Below are 16,255 nucleotides of genomic sequence, written 5' to 3'. Positions count from 1 at the left end.
GTTCAGTGGCGATGACCATCCATTCAGATATTTTAAACAGGCCATAGCAGCGCAGCCTCAAAATTTGCCGTTCTGGTTGGCTTTCATCCATTTATTGACCAAATGCAACGACTGGCACCAGGCACGGGAGCAGTTTGAACAGTTGCAGGTACATCATAAAACCACGACAGATATCCTGTTATTGCAATCCACTATAGAAAGAGAATGCGGTAATTTAGCTAAGGCTTTGCAATGTACCGAAAAGGCAATGTCTCTGCAGCCTAAGCCTCACGCAACCGCGCTCATTAACGAACACAGCTATAATCTTTTGGCTAACGGCTTGTATCAGCAGGCGCTTCAGTGTGCTCAATTGCTCATAAAACGGGAACCTAAGGATCAGGGGTGGTGGAATCTTTATGTGACCTGCTTGCGTAAACTGGATAAGTCGAAAGCATACAATGCGTTATGTAACTATCAACAGTTGGTGAGCATTACCGATTGGCAGGCAGATCCTGACACTATCAATACACTGGTTGAGTATTTACAAAACAGTCATTCCGGCAAGAGACAACCCATTGGGCAATCGTTACAACAGGGCACGCAAACGCTGGAAGAACTTTTTGATATTCCCGATAAGCCCGTTGTTAATCTTAAACAACATATTCTGAGTACGATTGAATCACATATTGCTTCGTTAGCCCGCGATGCCAATCACCCGTTGCTGTCTCGTTTACCTGAAACACATGATTATTTCTTCACCGGTTCATGGTCGGTAAGATTGCGCCAAAACGGATTTCACAAGCCGCATTTTCATCCTGCCGGGTGGTTGAGTGGCGTAATTTATCTGGGAGTACCAGATGCAGTGGACGAGGAAGGGCAGGGCTGGATAGAGTTTGGCCGCCCGAATATTACCGGGTTGCACGACGAGCCAGAATACGTAGTTAAACCTAAAGTGGGTCGATTAATTCTGTTTCCATCTTACATGTGGCATGGCACACGTGCATTTACATCGGATGAAACACGCTTAACGGTGGCCTTTGATTTGATTCCGGCATCCGAGCGGCAATAGTGCCGTCGAGGCCGGAATGTCGAAGTATTTAGTGGGTTATTTCACTTTCTCAAGCTTAAACGCAAGGGTGTAACGCGGCATGGTGCATACTTTGTTGGGTGGACGGCCTGCGTGTTTTATTGCACCGTGGAAAATCGCCAGGCGCCCGGGTTTGGGTGTACAAGCGAATTCACAATCGTCAAACTTGTTGTAATACAGCGTTTCGCCACCCCATTCAATATCCCAGTGCGGTGCAACATACATGAGTGCCGTCATTTCATTGTGCTCAGGCAAACAGTCGGTGTGCGTAAATAACATATCACCGTAGCTGCTGTAATTTACGTAGCCACGATAAACCTGATACTGATCGGCGGTAAGTTGATTCACTGTTTCCAGTAGTCTCGGGAAAAACGGCAACTGGCTGAACTGCTGGGGTTGCAGATTCAACGCCCAATGTTTAAAACTAGCGGTGTCCGGACGGGCAATTTCATTGCGTTTGAATGCACTGGCTTCCAGACCATTAAATAAGTTGGCTATTTCGTTTGCGCTGGCAATATTGTCTACCACCCAAAGTGGTTTGCCGTCGATTTGCTTGCTGTGCGTAGGTGTAATACTTGGCATAGTAGTTAATTATTAGTTATTTTCCGAACTGATTAATTGTAAAAGATGACATTAATTTCACGCCTGAGTTATATCGGCGAAATTAAGAGACTAACAGCATCCCCAATAATTCCTCACTGTGCAAGCATAAAGCGTCAGTTAAATAATAAAGGGCAGGCTGTTGTAACAAAGTCGGCTTTGCGTTATTACATTACTGCCGGTTCGGTGCGGCTTGTAAACGTTTCGCGATGTTTAGACAGCTGGTCGGATGTTTAGGCGCATTATAGTTACATGTGTTGTTAAGGTTTTGTAATTTATTTACACTTTCAATGGTAATTATTCACATAATCCCCTTCGCTATTGTTTATTCACTGAGCAAACAACCGGTGATCGGGTGTGTGTAAAGAGCTTGTTACTTGACTCTTTCCACAATCTCGTGTGACTATAAGACGTTCGTAGTATTGGCGTTCGTACGGCAATTACTACCTTCCTAAATATAGAAATTTTATACGCCCCTTGCGACTGAGTATTTTTATTACAGGCGCAAGGATTCAAATAAGAAATTGGTTGGGAACTATGTCCAAAATGAGCAAGAGAACTCTTATTGCTTCTACTGTGATGGGTGCATTCGCACTGACTGGTAGCGCAGTCGTCTCTGCAACTACGCTGAGCGATCTTCATAGCGAAGAAGCGAAGATTCACGCGGCTGCAGCGAAATCTCAAGAAAAAATCAACTCGCTTTTCGAGCAGTCACAGGAGTTGTTGGTTGAATACCGTGGTGTTGTTGACGAAACGGAAAACCTGAAAATTTATAACGATTACCTTGCAAGCCTGGTTGCTGACCAGCAGCGTGGTATTGACTCTTTACAGAAGCAAATCGACAGCATCGAAGATACCAAAAAAGGTATCGTTCCTCTGATGTTCCGCATGATCGACAGCCTCGACAAGTTTATCGAACTTGACGTTCCTGTGCGTCTGGAAGAGCGTAAAGAGCGCGTTGAAAGACTGCGCGACCTGATGTCAAACTCTAACGTTACTGTTTCTGAGCAGTTCCGTCAGGTACTTGACGCTTACTTAATCGAAACAGAATACGGCACGCGTATTGCGTCTTACCAGGGTACACTGGAAAGCGCAGGTACAACGGTTACTGTTGATTTCTTCAACATGGGCCGTACTTCAATGCTGGCACTGTCTTTGGACCAAAAACACGCTTGGGTTTGGAACAACGACACGCGCGCATGGGAAGAACTGGGTGATGAGTACCTAGGTTCAGTGAATGACGCTGTGAAAATGGCGAAACAGCTGATACCAGCTGACCTGATTAAACTTCCTATCAAAGCAGCGGAGTAAGCGTTAATGAAACCAGTATTTAAATCTCTACTTGCCGCTGCAACGGTAGCGGTTATGTCTTCTACAGCGGTTCAGGCTCAAGAGCCTGCGTCTCTGCAAGACCTGCTAAATTCTGTTAAGGCTAATCGTGCATCTGAGCAAAAAATCAATGCACAGCGCGAAGCAGAGTTCACTTCTGCCCGCGCAGACAAGCAAGCATTGCTGCGTAAAGCTGAAGCTGACCTGAAGGCTGAGCAAGGCCGTGGTGACCGTCTGCAAAAGCAATTTGCTGACAACGAAGTTAAGCTGAACGAAAAAGCAGCAGAGCTGGATCAGGCTACCGGTACACTGGGTGAAATGTTTGGTGTGGTACGTCAGGCTGCTTCTGAAGCTTACGGTCGTATTGCAACGTCTGTGGTAAGTGCTCAGTACCCTGGCCGTGACGAGTTCCTGTCACGCATGTCAGAAGAATCTCGTGGTCTGCCTAACATTGCAGAACTGGAAGAACTGTGGCTTTCACTTCAGACAGAAATGACTGAACAAGGCCAGGTAGTTCGTTTCAGCACTGACGTTATCAACCTTGACGGTGGTACAAACACTCAGGAAGTTGTGCGTGTTGGTACATTTAACTTGATTGGTGACGAAGGCTACTTGACTTACGACGACGTAAACAAAGTAGTTCAGCCTCTGGGTCGTCAGCCTGACGGCTACATGGTAGACTCAACTGCTGACCTGCGTTCAGCGACTTCAGGTTTTGTAGGTTTCTACGCTGACCCATCACGTGGTCAAATCCTGGGCCTGTTGAAGCAAAAAGCGACAATGATGGAACGTTACCACGCTGGTGGTGTAGTTGGTTACATCATCACTGCTATGCTGGCACTGGGTTTGTTAATCGGTGTGTACAAAGTACTGACTCTGTCTCTGATTGGCGGCAAAATCCGTGCACAGCTTAAAAACCCTGGTTCACCATCAGAGAACAACCCACTGGGTCGTATCCTGAAAGTGTATCAAAACAACAAAAACACCGATGCTGAAAACCTTGAGCTGAAACTTGACGAAGCAATTCTGAAAGAACTGCCAAGCATTGAAGCAGGTATCAACATCATCAAGATCTTCTCTGCAATTGCTCCGTTACTGGGTCTGTTAGGTACAGTACTGGGTATGATTGCAACCTTCCAAACCATCACACTGTTCGGTACTGGTGACCCACGTATGATGGCGGGAAGTATCTCTATGGCACTTGTAACTACCGCTCAAGGTATCATTGCAGCTCTGCCATTGATCTTAACGCACAGCATCGTTGCCTCTAAGAGCAAGTCAATCGTTCACATCCTGGACGAGCAGACTGCGGGTATCATTGCTGCTCACGCTGAGTCGGAGAAGGCATAATATGGTTTACCTGATTGGATTATTCGAATCGGTCAGGGACTTTATCGCTACCGGCGGTGACGTACTCTATTTCGTTGCTGCCGCGCTCTTTCTCATGTGGGTATTAATGATTGAGCGCTACTGGTTTCTGACCGCAGTGTTTCCAAAGATGAGAAATCAAATCATCCAAAACTGGAACGCGCGTGAAGATAAAAAGTCTTGGTATGCGCATAGAATCCGTGAAACGTGGATCTCAGAGGCTTCAGATGAACTGAATGCCAGAATGTTGATCATCCGTACGCTGGTAGCCATGTGTCCGTTAATCGGTCTGCTTGGTACAGTAACTGGTATGATTAGCGTTTTCGAGACGATGGCAACACAAGGCACAAGTAACGCTCGCTTGATGGCGGGTGGTATTTCGATGGCAACAATTCCGACTATGGCCGGAATGGTAGCTGCGCTGTCTGGACTGTTCGTCAGTACTCGTATTGAGGCAAAAGTTAAGATTGCGCGGGAAAAGCTAGTCGATAGCCTACCGTATCAATAGAGAGAGAGATTATGGCTCGAAAAGTCAGAACCGAAGAGGAAGATGCAGCGATTGACATGACACCCATGCTGGATATCGTGTTTATCATGCTTATCTTCTTTATCGTGACAACGGTTTTCGTAAAAGAAGCCGGTATTGAAGTAAACAAGCCCGATGCGAGCCGAGCGTTCCTACACAAAAATGCCAACATTTTCATTGCAATTACTGAAGATGGTGATGTTTGGTTAGATAAACGTGAGGTGTCTTTAGACAGCGTCAGGGCAAACTTAGAGAGATTACTTACGGAGCAACCTACCGACTACGTATTTATCCAGGCGGATATTAAAGCGAAACACGGTATTGTTGTTGAAGTGATGGACCAGGTTAAAGCTGCAGGCATTGACCGTATAGCGGTAGCTGCGAGGAACTAACATGGTACGATTTATTGCTTCTCTTTTATTAGGTGCAGCAGTCGCATTCGTTCTGTTCGTGGTAATGGCAAAGTTGATTGAAAACTCTGCCACCCCTGCAGACGAAGTGCCGGATGCCCCCGTAATTGATATCGTAATGCAGCCGCAGGAAGAGGATGTGCAGACACGTACCCGTGTTCCACCACCGCCTCCTCCGCCGCCACAACAGCCACCAAAATTGGAGCCTGTTGAGCCGGAAGATGCTGAGCCGGATGCAGATGGTTTTAGTTTGGATATCCCTAATGTTGATACCGGCGGTGTTGGTGTAAACATTGGTGGTGTAGGTGCAATGCAAACGGATGGTGATGCAACACCAATCGTTCGTATCGATCCTAAATATCCACCACAAGCTGCGCGTGATGGTAAAGAAGGCTGGGTTAAACTGGAATTTACAATTAACGAAGATGGTTCAGTAGGTGACATCGAAGTACTTGATGCTGATCCTAAGCGTATTTTCGATCGCGAAGCACGTCGTGCTCTTGCAAAGTGGAAATACAAGCCAAAAATTGTTGATGGTAAGCCGGTTAAACAACCTAAAATGTTTGTACAACTTGACTTTAAACTGGAGCAATAATGATGATGAAATCAGTAGTGTTCAAAAAGTCGCTTGTAGCCGTGGCATTCACTTTAGGCGCTGTAATGTCAGCGCCTTCACTGGCACAAGTGTCATCGCCAGTGGTATGTCCTGGTTATGAAAAGGGTACAACTCAGCTGGTTGGCGAACGCGTTGGTAAGAAAGTACAAAAAGCGTACGAAGCCTACGGCGAAGATCTGGTAGATGACGCCATTGCTCAGTTGATGGACATTGATCCGTCTGAAGACTTTGACAAGGCTTACGTTAACCGTTTATTGGGTAACATGCTGGCGACTAAAGATGAGCAAGGGCCGAAGGCACTTGGTTATCTGACTTCAGCCGTTAACCCAAAAGTACTGAATGACCTTGAACACGCTCAAACGTTAAAGCTAATTGCTGATTTGAGCCTTCAGGAGAAAAAGTACTCTGAGGCGGTTAAGTATTATCAGGCGTGGCTGGATTTTACCTGTATGGAAGATCCAGAAGTTTATACCCGTATGGCTAACGCATTCTACGAACTTAAGCAGTACGATAAACTGATCGCTCCGGCAGATAAAGCCATTGCTTTGTATGAGAAACCCAATAAGAACCCGTATGTTCTGAAACTTTCAGCTTACTATGAACGTAAGATGTATCCTGAAACGGTTAAAGTGGCAGAAGATATTGTTAACACGTTCCCTGAAGAGGGCAAGTGGTGGGTTCAGTTAGGCCAGTTTTACCTGATGGTTGAAGATTATAAAAAGTCTTTGTCTACGCTGGAAATTGCCTACAATCATGGGCACCTCAACAAGCCTAATCTGATTAAGATGTTGTCTCAGTTATATTCAACTAACAACATGCCGTTCAAATCTGCTGAAGTTCTAGCAGAAAATATTAAGAAAGGCGTGGTTGAAAAGACTGCTGAAAACTATGCGGCGATTGCGAATAGCTATCACCAGGCAATGGAATACAAGGACGCTGCGAAGTATTACGAGCAAGCGGCCGAGTTATCCTCTGATCCTGAATTCTATCGCAAGCAAGGCGTACTGTTACTGGTAGCAGAAGACTACAAAGGTGCAATCAAAGCGTTAAACAATGCTTTAGCACGTGGTACTGATGAACCAGGTAAAGTACATTTCAGCTTAATGGAAGCTAACTTCTATGCTGGCGACTTTAAACAAGCCTTCGAGCATGTTAAGGAAGCTAAGAAGGATTCGTCAATGCGTCGTAATGCGAACGCATGGGAACCTTACATCAAGCAGAAAGCGAAGAATCGCGGTATCAATATCTAATTAAAAAAGCGCCTTCGGGCGCTTTTTTTTGGTCTGTTATACCACTGTGTTTCGGAGCTCTCTATAGTCATTAATGCCGTAAGCGTTGATGAAATCCCTCATTATCCCACTCCATCACTTCAATTAGTTTCGCTGTGGCAAAATCGTAGGCCTGCTTCTTTCCGGTTAAGTGATAGTGGCTTATGAATGTTGGCAAGTCATCGAAGTACAATGCAAAATTTGTCAGTACTGCTACTGCCTGACTCAACGCAAAGTCCCGTGTGCCATAAAGTGTATTGTATCGATTAAGTAGCCATACAAGACTGCCTCTGGCATGTTGTATGTGCCGTTGTTTGCTGATTACTTGCTGGAGTATAGCCATATTACAGTTGGTAAAGGCCGTTGCTTGAGCCGAATTGCTACTATTCGTGTCTGAATGAAGGTGCTCGGGTAGGTTAAATATGTGGCGTTCGTGATGAAGCATTAATTCCTGAGTAAAGCGAGCAGCTACCAAGGGAGCAAGCGCTGTCGCGTTGCCTGATACAGGTTGCCACATTAACAGGCTGTATTCGGCGCTGGAGGCGTCGCGTTTTAATCCTGCTTTTACTGGTTCAAAATGGCATGTACGCCAAAAGCCGATGAGTTCCGGTGTTGCCCCGAAAGAGGTGGTTATTGCATCTACTTCAAATGGTTCGAGCCACTTAACAAGCGAATTAAGTAAATATGTCGCTATACCTTTACGTTGGTATTCCGGTTCAACCGCTATTCGGTTTACACGACAGTAACGATAGCTTGCTATATCTGCAGAGGCGATGAAATGGCTGATGGATTGAGCAGACAAATGACCATTTAGCCGCCGTGTACCCGACGCAATATCCTGTGCAAGGGATTGCAGTAGCTTTCCACCCTCAAATTGAATGTTCAGCACGCCAACTACGCGGCCATGCAACCTAGCAACCAGGGTATGGTTTTCGGGCGTGTCGCACAGTCTCACTAATTCATCAACAGTTGTCTGGTAGTGCGCAGTCATCAGTAGCGAGATTACTGAAGCAAAGGCTTCAGGGGATTTGTCGGTCACTTCAGAAAAACACAGTTCATTGGTTGATATGCTTTGCGTTTTGCCCGGTATTTTCGGCCTTACTAGTTCTTCAACTGGCGCAGATGTTAACTGAAATAATGTATTTAACAATGCTTCTACCGGATCGTGTTCAGACCATCTTACCGGGGTAATTGCCGAGTAGTAATTAACTTTCGCGAATGTAGTGTGAAGCCAGGGAATAAAACGGGTTAAAAAACCCCGTCCAGTGCCTTCGTAGCCTCGCATCGTCGTACTGAGTACTACCCGGCTAAAGTGTGTACATAGTAATTTGAGTGCAGGGATTGGCAGGTTTGCTGCTTCATCAATTATCAGTATTGCAGCCGTATTGTTCATCAGGTGCGGATGGTCAATGGGTAGCCAGCTTATCGCGTGTTCACCATATGCAACCGACCGGTCAGTTGCGACCTCTAAATGGGGTGCAATGAGTTTTATACCTTCAAAAATGGCGGAAACCGAGTCAGGATATCGACTGCATATACTCACTGAATTGCCTGATAGCAGCCAGTGTGCAGCTAGCATGCCCAACAGTGTGGATTTACCTCTACCCCGGTCAGCGGTTAGCAGACTGACGCCATCACCTGACAGACTGCTCATTGCTGCAAACGTTGCTTGTTGGTCCAACGATGCAAATGGTGTTAACAGCTCGCCCGGTTCTGGATTGGTAACCGGTAGTGGTGGCGGAAGTCTGCAAATTCCGTTTTCCTGTAGTAATGCAATCGATTCGTTGTCCCTGAATTCTGTTGCAACGTAATTGCGGAAGGCGCTGAACGTGCAATCGTGTCCAAAACTCAGGTAGTGGTTTGTGGTGAGTTCCTTATATTCAGGCCAATCTTTCAAGTCAGGAGTGCAAATTACCAGTAACCCGTTACCTGAAACGGTTCCCGCCAATGCAAGCAGTGCGCTTGGCCTGAAGGCATCAAACGCATCATAAATAGCCAGTGAGCAGGTGGAACCCAATAATTGAGTAGTCTGCTTAAGCGCCAACGCCTCTGGCACAGTGTTAAGTACACAGCCCGAAGCATGTATCGTTCGATTGTTGAAATGTGCGGTAATAAACGCCAGTTGCTGCTCACAGAATGCTTTGCAGCCGCTAATCAAAAGTAACTGTCGGTGGCACACCTGTTTATCTCGTGATAACAGCCATGTTGTTAATTTTTCGCCGAACGCACTGTGGTTTATTGCGACTGCCATCGCGCCTGTATTTCCAAAGGTTATGTTTACAGGCAGAGTTTACCATTTTCACTGAATTGGTGGTTAAGGTAAAATACTGCAATTGCAATACAACACAGAGACTATCAATGCGATTTTTAACGCGTCGGCTGGTGATGCCAAATGATCTTAACTATGCACATTCTTTATTTGGTGGCCGTTTATTACAGTGGATAGATGAAGAAGCGGCGATTTATGCAATCTGTCAGTTAGAAACCAATTGCCTGGTTACCAAGCACATTGGCGAGATTAGCTTTGAGTCTCCAGCGCTACAGGGTGATATTGTTGAGTTTGGGCTGGCAACCAAAGCGGTGGGGCGAACCTCTATCAGTGTATCCTGCCTGGTGCGTAACAAAGCTACCAAGAAAACCATTTGTCTGGCTGACGATATCGTGTTTGTTAAGGTGGATCCTGAAACGCGTTTACCCGCGCCTCATGGCAAAACCATGGAAGTACTGGCACAACAAACAGCCGAAGAAATCGGCAAGCTCAATATAGGCGTATAGGGCAATCCGTTGAGCTGAGTACCAATGCGTTTAACTGAGAGCAATACAGTTTAGCTTTGGCTGGAAAACCTGGTACTCAGTTCATGTTACCAACGCTCGAGTAGCGATTGCATGATTGATAGTTGCGCCGGTGTAAGAGGCTTATCCTGTCCTTCTGCCACGCTATCACAGTTACTGTTTTCGAAAAACAGGCTGTTAAACGCCAAACTGTGACAAAACAGTATTCGCTGGAGTACCTGAGACTCACCGCCCCGGCACAACTGCCATAGCATTTGATTAACTTCACTGGTAATGCCCCAGTTAATCAATAGCAATGAAGACGCGCCATACAGGCAAACGTTAAACTCTGCATCCAACTGCTGTATAAAACTGTCGAAATCATCTGAATGCGTCCAGGCCGAGTAAATGCGTTTACTTGCAACGTGCTCCGCATGAAAAAGCAACAGTAAAGACAGCGGCCCAAACATCACAACCTGATTGAGTATTTCCCTTTGCGATTCAGCGTATTCGCTGGCAAACAGCGCATTAAACAAGGAATGGCTGAGCAACATGGCGTCAATCAGTTTAGCAACATCCGGGTGCACACTTTGCACCGTTAAAAACTGTTGAGCGGCAAATAATACCGCTAAATGGCGCACCTGACTTACGCCCAGATTGCGGCCGATAGCCTGTTGCAACGAAATGGGTGCTGTGCCGTATATAGCCCGGCTGGCCTTGCCCATAATATGGGCCTGAAATACCGGATCGGTAGCGATTAACGACACCAGGGCGCTAACGGTTTGTTGTGCTTCTGGCAGCTTGATAATCTGATTAATGGTTTCAGGTAAGGGCGGCAAGTTGTCTGATATTTCAACCAATGCCTGATTGCCCCGCTGAAAACGCAAGCGGCTACCTACCTGACGTAATTGGCCAGGGTTAACACCGGTAAACTCCTTAAAACTTCTGTCGAAAGCCCGACGGTCGGAAAATCCCAACAAGTCGGATACATCGTCCACTTTTTTGCCGCTCAACAAGTGATGAACACTTTTTTCGTGAATGTAACTTTTCAGTACAGCACTAAACGATATGTTTTCCTGACGCAACGTGCGCCGGAAGGTAGACATATTCATGTTGAGTTGGTCAGCTATTCCTTCGGCTCGGATCCGCGCCGGCTGGGCTACCGAATCAAAGGCTTTTAACAGTGAAATAAGGAGTGAGTTCTCGGTGTCCTGATGGGCGTATTGCTGAAAATTACGGGCCAGGATTTGTTGTAAATTCGGGCTGTGGAAAAAAGACTGTCTGTCGAGCCAGTCTTCAGCAAACGTGAGTTTTACCATTCCCGGGTGATGCTGTTCGTGGGCAACTACCACTACAGGTGCTTTGCTAATGGGGGCAAGTAAACCCAGATTGGCATTGTGTGGCACTTCAATTTGCTGAAATTCAAAGTCGCGACCTGCAAGGTGGCGGAATAACAGCAGGAAAAACGCAATCTGAAAAGGCACAAGTGACACAGGAAGTGACGTATTTACCAACAAGGCGGCGCTGTTACCGGATAGGGTAAGCGTTAGGGTTTCGCATGGTTGAAACCAGGCTTGGGTAATGTTTTCACTTGCTTGTAATGCAGAGCGGATGTCTTTGCTCAACGAGGCATAACAATGCACTGCACCCATTTTGTTAAAATCCAGGTAGCCCAGTAAAGACTGACCTATGAGGGCAGAGTGTTCTGCCAGCAATAAATCGCCAAGTTCAGCCAATTGTTCGGCCGTTAGTTCATTTGACTCAACCCGAGGGAGTAATGCAACTACCTGCTCATCATCCAGACTACTCAGTTGCTTGTCTCTTCGAAGACTAAGTAAAGCGCGTAATACGGCGGACCAGAAGGTTCCAGTGTAGGCCAATCCAATGCTCCTCGTCGTTTATCTTTGTCCATCATTGCATATAACGTTCAGATTTCGAAGGAAGTTGAACAAAAATGTCCTAAAGTCTGGCTTTAATTGTCCTACTTTCCTTTTTGGCTTGCCGCTATAGTTACACCATACCCAATCCGATATGTGTAGTACGGATTGCGTTACCGGCACTAGTGAGTATGCGATGCCAACCGCGATGTTACTCCGTGTAGTTAGTGCCAGTAGCGACCGGTGACGTCACCACCGGTAACTGTCCGTTAAAGGGCAGCGATAACAGTTATGCCCGCCACGTCACAGGCGGGCATTTTATTTTCTGAATACAGAATCTCTTGCATTCGCGCTGCGTATTGGTAGACTGCCCCCGCGTTTTGATACCTGATTGTACTTTTCAGGTAACTGACGTGTACCAAGGGGTGCCAAACAGGCTGAGATCCGCTAAGCGGGAACCCTTTTACCTGATCCGGATAATACCGGCGTAGGGATGGTTTACAATACAGCCTTATCACCTGCCGTAAAAGCCGGATCTTTTGGTCAACTATTGCACAAGAGATCCTGTATGAACGTTTCACAGAAACTGTTTTCATTATCATTATTAAGCGTCGCGCTTCAAGCGACAGCACAAACCGAATCCGACATTGAACGCGTCACTGTATATGGTGATTTTTATCAGCAAAGTTTAGCTCAGCTCAGCGCTAGTGCGTCGGTGATCAGTGATGCCCGTGTGTCTTCCCGTCAGGCCGACCACCTTGATGGTTTGCTGCGAGTAGCACCCAACGTGAACTTTAATGCCGGTGCATCGCGCGGTCGGTTCGTGCAAATTCGCGGGATTGGCGAGCGTTCACAATACGCTGAGCCGATTAATCCTTCTGTTGCGCTCATGGTCGATGATTTCGATTTTTCTGGTCTGGGTGCGTCCGGTATATTGTTTGACACTCAACAGGTTGAAGTCTTTCGTGGTCCACAAGCCACCGTATTCGGCACCGGCGCATTAGCGGGAGCCGTGCTGATCAAATCCAATGACGCAGACGCAACAGATAATAACTATGTGAGTGCGAGGGTGGGCAGTAAAGACAGCTACCGGGTAGAACTGGCTAACAGTGTTACTGTAAACGATAGCCTGGCAGTGCGTGCCGCGGTTTATCACAATCGCAGTGACGGCTTTGTTAAAAACGCGTTTCTGCAACGCGAAGATACCAACAATATTGATGAGTCCGCTGTTAAGCTGGCAGCGAAGTGGCAAATCGACAATGCCACCACATTAAATGTGGCCTATCGCTGGTACGATATCGACAATGGTTACGACGCATTTTCACTGGATAATGACAACATTACCCATAGCGACGAACCGGGATTCGACCGCCAGCAAACTCACGCTGTAAGCGCCAATTTAGCCACTAAACTCGACTCGGGTGAATTGCAGTTTATCGTTACCCACGCCAGTCACAATATTGGTTATGGCTATGATGAAGACTGGACCTATACGGGTTTCCATCCCTGGGGTTATACCTCAACCGATCACTATTACCGCGAAGTCGATACTCAAACCGCTGAAATCCGTTTTATTGGTAGCGAACAGGTAAAGTTGTTTAACAACACTACCCGTTGGGTTGTGGGCGCGCGTCTTGAAGGTACCGAAGAGCAGGTATTGCGCGAATATACTTACGCAGATGGAGATTTCCTCAGTGAGTACAAGCCTGTCACCATGGCGGTATACGGTCAGTTAGACAGTGAACTGGCTGACAATCTGAACTTGTCTTTCGGCATTCGTGCTGAAAATTACGATTTCTCTTATGCTGATAATGCGGGTTTAGCCCGTGAACACGATGAAACCATGCTGGGTGGTAAACTGGCACTGAATTACCTGATAGGCGAGCAGTTGTGGTATGCAAGTATCTCCCGCGGATTTAAAGGGGCAGGGATTAACCCTGACCAGAATGTGCAGGAGGCAAGCCGTTTTTACGACGCCGAGTTTAACTGGAACTACGAGCTGGGTGTAAAAGCGCCATTGGCCGATACGGTTAATTTGCGTGCGGCGGTATTCGTGATGAAACGCGAAGACACCCAGGTGAGCGATTACGATGTGCAATACCGCGACGACAACTCAGCCGAGTTTATCGATATTATCGATAACGCTGATTTAGGCACAAACCAAGGTGCGGAACTGGAACTCAGCTGGCAGGCAGCCAATAATTGGCAGGTAAATGCATCGTTGGGTTACCTCGATGCTTATATTGAAAAATATACCCGTGCAGATGGCAGCTTTGTAGCAAGACAAACACAGGCCCAGGCTCCGTCGGTTACTGCTAATCTTTTCAGTCAGTTTGCATTCGCCTCGGATTGGATGTGGAATCTGGAGATCGACTACACCAGTCGCTATCGTTTCTCCGACGGCCACGATGTAAAATCACCGGCTACAACGCTGGTGCATACACAGGTAGTGTGGCAGCAAGCGGATTGGGAAACCACCCTGTGGGTAAACAACGTATTTGACGAAACGTACTACACGCGTGGCTTTGGTGGATTCAGTAATGATCCTCGTGATTATTACGAATTTGAAGAACCCTACTATCAGTTGGGTAATGGTCGTCAGTTTGGCGTGTCAGTGCGTTATCAGTTTTAGGAGCTAATACTATGCAAGTGATGGTTGAGTTGTCGCTTTATCCGCTGGTGAATGAGTTTATTCCGCCCATCAAGGGCTTTATTGAGCGGTTGAATACTTATCAGGAACTCACGGTTGTCACCTGTTCTACCAGCACACAGGTAACCGGAGATTATCAGTCGGTAATGCGCATTCTGGGCACTGAGATGCAGCGAGTGCACGAGGAAGTCGGGCAGGCGGTATTCGTAGCCAAGTTCCTGAATTTTGACGCAATGCAAAGCAGGTAAATAACGATGGAGCAGTTAGCAACGGAGTTAGCAACGCAGTTTATGTCTCAGGTAACTCAGACATCGTTACCAGAGTGGCTGGCCGTGGTTCTGGCCATTGCGTATGTGTGGCTGGCTGCCCGTCAAAACGTGAGGTGCTGGTTTGCGGCATTTACCAGTACCGCACTGTATACCTGGATTTTTTGGCAGGTATCCCTGCCATTTCAGTCTGCGTTAAATGTGTTCTACATGATAATGGCCGTTTATGGCTACTGGCAATGGCATCACAAGCCCAGCGACACAGGCGGTGTGGTGAGTTGGCCGGTTTGGCTGCATGGCTTGCTGGTAATCGCATTAGTTGGCGTGGTGGTGTTGTTAGGAAAACTGGCAGCAACACAGTTTAACCACGAACATTTGTGGTTAGATGCCGCGGTAAATGTTTTTAGTGTGGTGACTACCTTTATGGTTGCCCATAAAGTATTGCAAAACTGGGTATACTGGTTTTTCATTAATTGCGCCGCAGTTTACTTATACTGGCAGAGTGGTCTGGTATTGTCTGCTTGCCTGTTTGTTGGCTATGTGGGATTCTCTCTTTATGGATATATGCAGTGGAAAAAAGAGTGGGTGAGTCATACCCCGGCGATGAGTTAGTACGGACACTGGTTCCCATTTTACCCAACGCTTCTGCACTGAGCTGGCAACTGATTCGACAGGGCCCAGCCAATCGCGTGTTTAAAGCCAGTAATGATGTTGAGGCCTGGGCCGTAAAGCAACTCGGGCCTGATACGTTTAGTGCAGTTGATTATCCCAACGTATATCGCTTACAGCAACAACTGAGTGATGTGGGCGTTGCGCCAGCGCTGAAAGGCTTTGATAAACACGCGCGAATTTGGGTGGAGTCGTGGATTGAAACACCTGGTCAGCAATGTATTGATACCGCTTTATTAGCCACTGCGCTATGGCGGGTACATCAATGTGATGTTGATGCGCCCACGTTGGCCCTGGTTCCTGTGTGGCAACACTATCTCGAACAGTTACCATCAAGAGAAGCCCGGCCATTTGTGGCTCAGCGGGACAAGCTAACCCAGATGCTGGCAAAACACAGTCGCTACGATGATTACTGCTTTTGTCACAATGATCTGTCGTTTGCGCATTTGGTTGGCGAAAACCGAGACAAGGTAATCGACTGGGAATACGCAGCGATTGGTAACCGGTATTTCGATTTGGCTGCTTGTATTGTCATTAATGAACTTGATACCGCGCAAATCAACAGTTTGTGTGATGCCTATGCCGGGGTGTCGGGCTTTCAGCGCGAAACAGTGCGTCAGCAAACCGAGATATTTCTGCCCATTGTTCAATTTACCAACGACTTATGGACAGCCGCATTACCCTGAATACGCCGGATGTGGTTATTAATTGCCCGCTTAAATCAAATTTGGTGAAATTCGGATAAAATTACTTTACCTTTGATCGGGCATACGTATAATTCACAGCGCGCTAGGGGTGTAGTTCGAATTGGTAGAACAGCGGTCTCCAAAACCGATGG

The 16,255-nt window shown here is 46.8% G+C and carries 15 protein-coding genes and 1 riboswitch; of the genes, 12 read left to right on the top strand and 3 right to left on the bottom strand.

Annotated features, from left to right (window positions below; all coding sequences use genetic code 11):
• The coding region (locus ACLR2L_RS12770) for a putative 2OG-Fe(II) oxygenase (protein ID WP_413368575.1) at positions 1–1,048 on the top strand (1,048 nt) is incomplete at its 5' end.
• A gap of 36 nt (positions 1,049–1,084) precedes the next feature.
• Here ACLR2L_RS12770 and ACLR2L_RS12765 read toward each other — a convergent pair.
• On the bottom strand, positions 1,085–1,648 hold the full coding sequence (locus ACLR2L_RS12765) for a 2OG-Fe(II) oxygenase (RefSeq protein WP_413368574.1): 564 nt from the start codon (positions 1,646–1,648) through the stop codon (positions 1,085–1,087).
• 564 nt (positions 1,649–2,212) lie between these two features.
• Here ACLR2L_RS12765 and ACLR2L_RS12760 point away from each other — a divergent pair.
• From ACLR2L_RS12760 to ACLR2L_RS12735, 6 genes are read left to right on the top strand one after another with little or no spacing between them, the layout of a single operon-like run.
• Positions 2,213–2,977 carry a DUF3450 domain-containing protein gene (locus ACLR2L_RS12760; protein ID WP_140956026.1) on the top strand — a complete coding sequence of 255 codons (765 nt, stop codon included), beginning with the start codon at positions 2,213–2,215 and terminating at the stop codon, positions 2,975–2,977.
• A 6-nt stretch (positions 2,978–2,983) separates the two neighbouring features.
• On the top strand, positions 2,984–4,345 hold the full coding sequence (locus tag ACLR2L_RS12755; protein WP_140956025.1) for a MotA/TolQ/ExbB proton channel family protein: 1,362 nt from the start codon (positions 2,984–2,986) through the stop codon (positions 4,343–4,345).
• 1 nt (position 4,346) lies between these two features.
• Positions 4,347–4,871, top strand: a complete 525-nt coding sequence (locus ACLR2L_RS12750; protein WP_140956024.1) for a MotA/TolQ/ExbB proton channel family protein — start codon at positions 4,347–4,349, stop codon at positions 4,869–4,871.
• Positions 4,872–4,882: 11 nt separating this feature from the next.
• Positions 4,883–5,281, top strand: coding sequence for an ExbD/TolR family protein (locus ACLR2L_RS12745; protein ID WP_140956023.1), 399 nt, complete (start codon positions 4,883–4,885; stop codon positions 5,279–5,281).
• 1 nt (position 5,282) lies between these two features.
• Entirely contained in the window at positions 5,283–5,894 is a 612-nt protein-coding gene (locus ACLR2L_RS12740) for an energy transducer TonB (protein WP_140956022.1), read from the top strand.
• Positions 5,895–5,899: 5 nt separating this feature from the next.
• Positions 5,900–7,165: a tetratricopeptide repeat protein gene (locus ACLR2L_RS12735; protein ID WP_413368576.1), complete on the top strand. Its 1,266-nt coding sequence runs from the start codon at positions 5,900–5,902 to the stop codon at positions 7,163–7,165.
• A gap of 70 nt (positions 7,166–7,235) precedes the next feature.
• On the opposite strand, the gene ACLR2L_RS12730 is transcribed toward ACLR2L_RS12735, so the two are convergent.
• Positions 7,236–9,434, bottom strand: coding sequence for a GNAT family N-acetyltransferase (locus ACLR2L_RS12730; protein ID WP_413368573.1), 2,199 nt, complete (start codon positions 9,432–9,434; stop codon positions 7,236–7,238).
• Positions 9,435–9,541: 107 nt separating this feature from the next.
• Here ACLR2L_RS12730 and ACLR2L_RS12725 point away from each other — a divergent pair, with 107 nt between their 5' ends.
• The gene (locus ACLR2L_RS12725) at positions 9,542–9,958 is read left to right on the top strand and encodes an acyl-CoA thioesterase (protein ID WP_413368572.1); all 417 of its coding nucleotides are present in this window, start codon (positions 9,542–9,544) and stop codon (positions 9,956–9,958) included.
• Positions 9,959–10,044: 86 nt separating this feature from the next.
• On the opposite strand, the gene ACLR2L_RS12720 is transcribed toward ACLR2L_RS12725, so the two are convergent.
• Positions 10,045–11,835, bottom strand: a complete 1,791-nt coding sequence (locus ACLR2L_RS12720) for a helix-turn-helix domain-containing protein (protein WP_413368571.1) — start codon at positions 11,833–11,835, stop codon at positions 10,045–10,047.
• Between the two features lie 408 nt (positions 11,836–12,243).
• Positions 12,244–12,343, top strand: a riboswitch (TPP riboswitch).
• 57 nt (positions 12,344–12,400) lie between these two features.
• Here ACLR2L_RS12720 and ACLR2L_RS12715 point away from each other — a divergent pair.
• Genes ACLR2L_RS12715 through ACLR2L_RS12700 form a run of 4 tightly spaced genes read left to right on the top strand, consistent with a single transcriptional unit; the run spans position 12,401 to position 16,103 of the window.
• A complete protein-coding gene (locus ACLR2L_RS12715; RefSeq protein WP_413368570.1) occupies positions 12,401–14,464 on the top strand; it encodes a TonB-dependent receptor in 2,064 nt (687 codons plus the stop codon).
• Between the two features lie 11 nt (positions 14,465–14,475).
• Positions 14,476–14,730, top strand: a complete 255-nt coding sequence (locus ACLR2L_RS12710; RefSeq protein ID WP_140956017.1) for a YkoF family thiamine/hydroxymethylpyrimidine-binding protein — start codon at positions 14,476–14,478, stop codon at positions 14,728–14,730.
• A gap of 6 nt (positions 14,731–14,736) precedes the next feature.
• A complete protein-coding gene (pnuC, locus tag ACLR2L_RS12705; protein ID WP_413368569.1) occupies positions 14,737–15,360 on the top strand; it encodes a nicotinamide riboside transporter PnuC in 624 nt (207 codons plus the stop codon).
• On the top strand, positions 15,318–16,103 hold the full coding sequence (locus tag ACLR2L_RS12700) for a phosphotransferase (RefSeq protein WP_413368568.1): 786 nt from the start codon (positions 15,318–15,320) through the stop codon (positions 16,101–16,103). The genes pnuC and ACLR2L_RS12700 overlap by 43 nt, the downstream gene beginning before the upstream one ends.
• Positions 16,104–16,255 lie beyond the last annotated feature (152 nt).

It is taken from the genome of Alteromonas sp. AMM-1 (genome assembly GCF_047290655.1).
GTDB lineage: Bacteria > Pseudomonadota > Gammaproteobacteria > Enterobacterales > Alteromonadaceae > Alteromonas > Alteromonas mangrovi.
Note: the sequence above shows the minus strand (reverse complement) of the source record. Positions and strands in the feature narration are given on the sequence as shown.

Excerpts from the sequence above, each read along its gene's own strand:
- ACLR2L_RS12765 (WP_413368574.1), bottom strand. The coding sequence starts at position 1,648 with ATGCCAAGTATTACACCTACGCACAGCAAGCAAATCGACGGCAAACCA.
- ACLR2L_RS12760 (WP_140956026.1), top strand. The coding sequence starts at position 2,213 with ATGAGCAAGAGAACTCTTATTGCTTCTACTGTGATGGGTGCATTCGCA.
- ACLR2L_RS12755 (WP_140956025.1), top strand. The coding sequence starts at position 2,984 with ATGAAACCAGTATTTAAATCTCTACTTGCCGCTGCAACGGTAGCGGTT.
- ACLR2L_RS12750 (WP_140956024.1), top strand. The coding sequence starts at position 4,347 with ATGGTTTACCTGATTGGATTATTCGAATCGGTCAGGGACTTTATCGCT.
- ACLR2L_RS12745 (WP_140956023.1), top strand. The coding sequence starts at position 4,883 with ATGGCTCGAAAAGTCAGAACCGAAGAGGAAGATGCAGCGATTGACATG.
- ACLR2L_RS12740 (WP_140956022.1), top strand. The coding sequence starts at position 5,283 with ATGGTACGATTTATTGCTTCTCTTTTATTAGGTGCAGCAGTCGCATTC.
- ACLR2L_RS12735 (WP_413368576.1), top strand. The coding sequence starts at position 5,900 with ATGAAATCAGTAGTGTTCAAAAAGTCGCTTGTAGCCGTGGCATTCACT.
- ACLR2L_RS12730 (WP_413368573.1), bottom strand. The coding sequence starts at position 9,434 with ATGGCAGTCGCAATAAACCACAGTGCGTTCGGCGAAAAATTAACAACA.
- ACLR2L_RS12725 (WP_413368572.1), top strand. The coding sequence starts at position 9,542 with ATGCGATTTTTAACGCGTCGGCTGGTGATGCCAAATGATCTTAACTAT.
- ACLR2L_RS12715 (WP_413368570.1), top strand. The coding sequence starts at position 12,401 with ATGAACGTTTCACAGAAACTGTTTTCATTATCATTATTAAGCGTCGCG.
- ACLR2L_RS12710 (WP_140956017.1), top strand. The coding sequence starts at position 14,476 with ATGCAAGTGATGGTTGAGTTGTCGCTTTATCCGCTGGTGAATGAGTTT.
- pnuC (WP_413368569.1), top strand. The coding sequence starts at position 14,737 with ATGGAGCAGTTAGCAACGGAGTTAGCAACGCAGTTTATGTCTCAGGTA.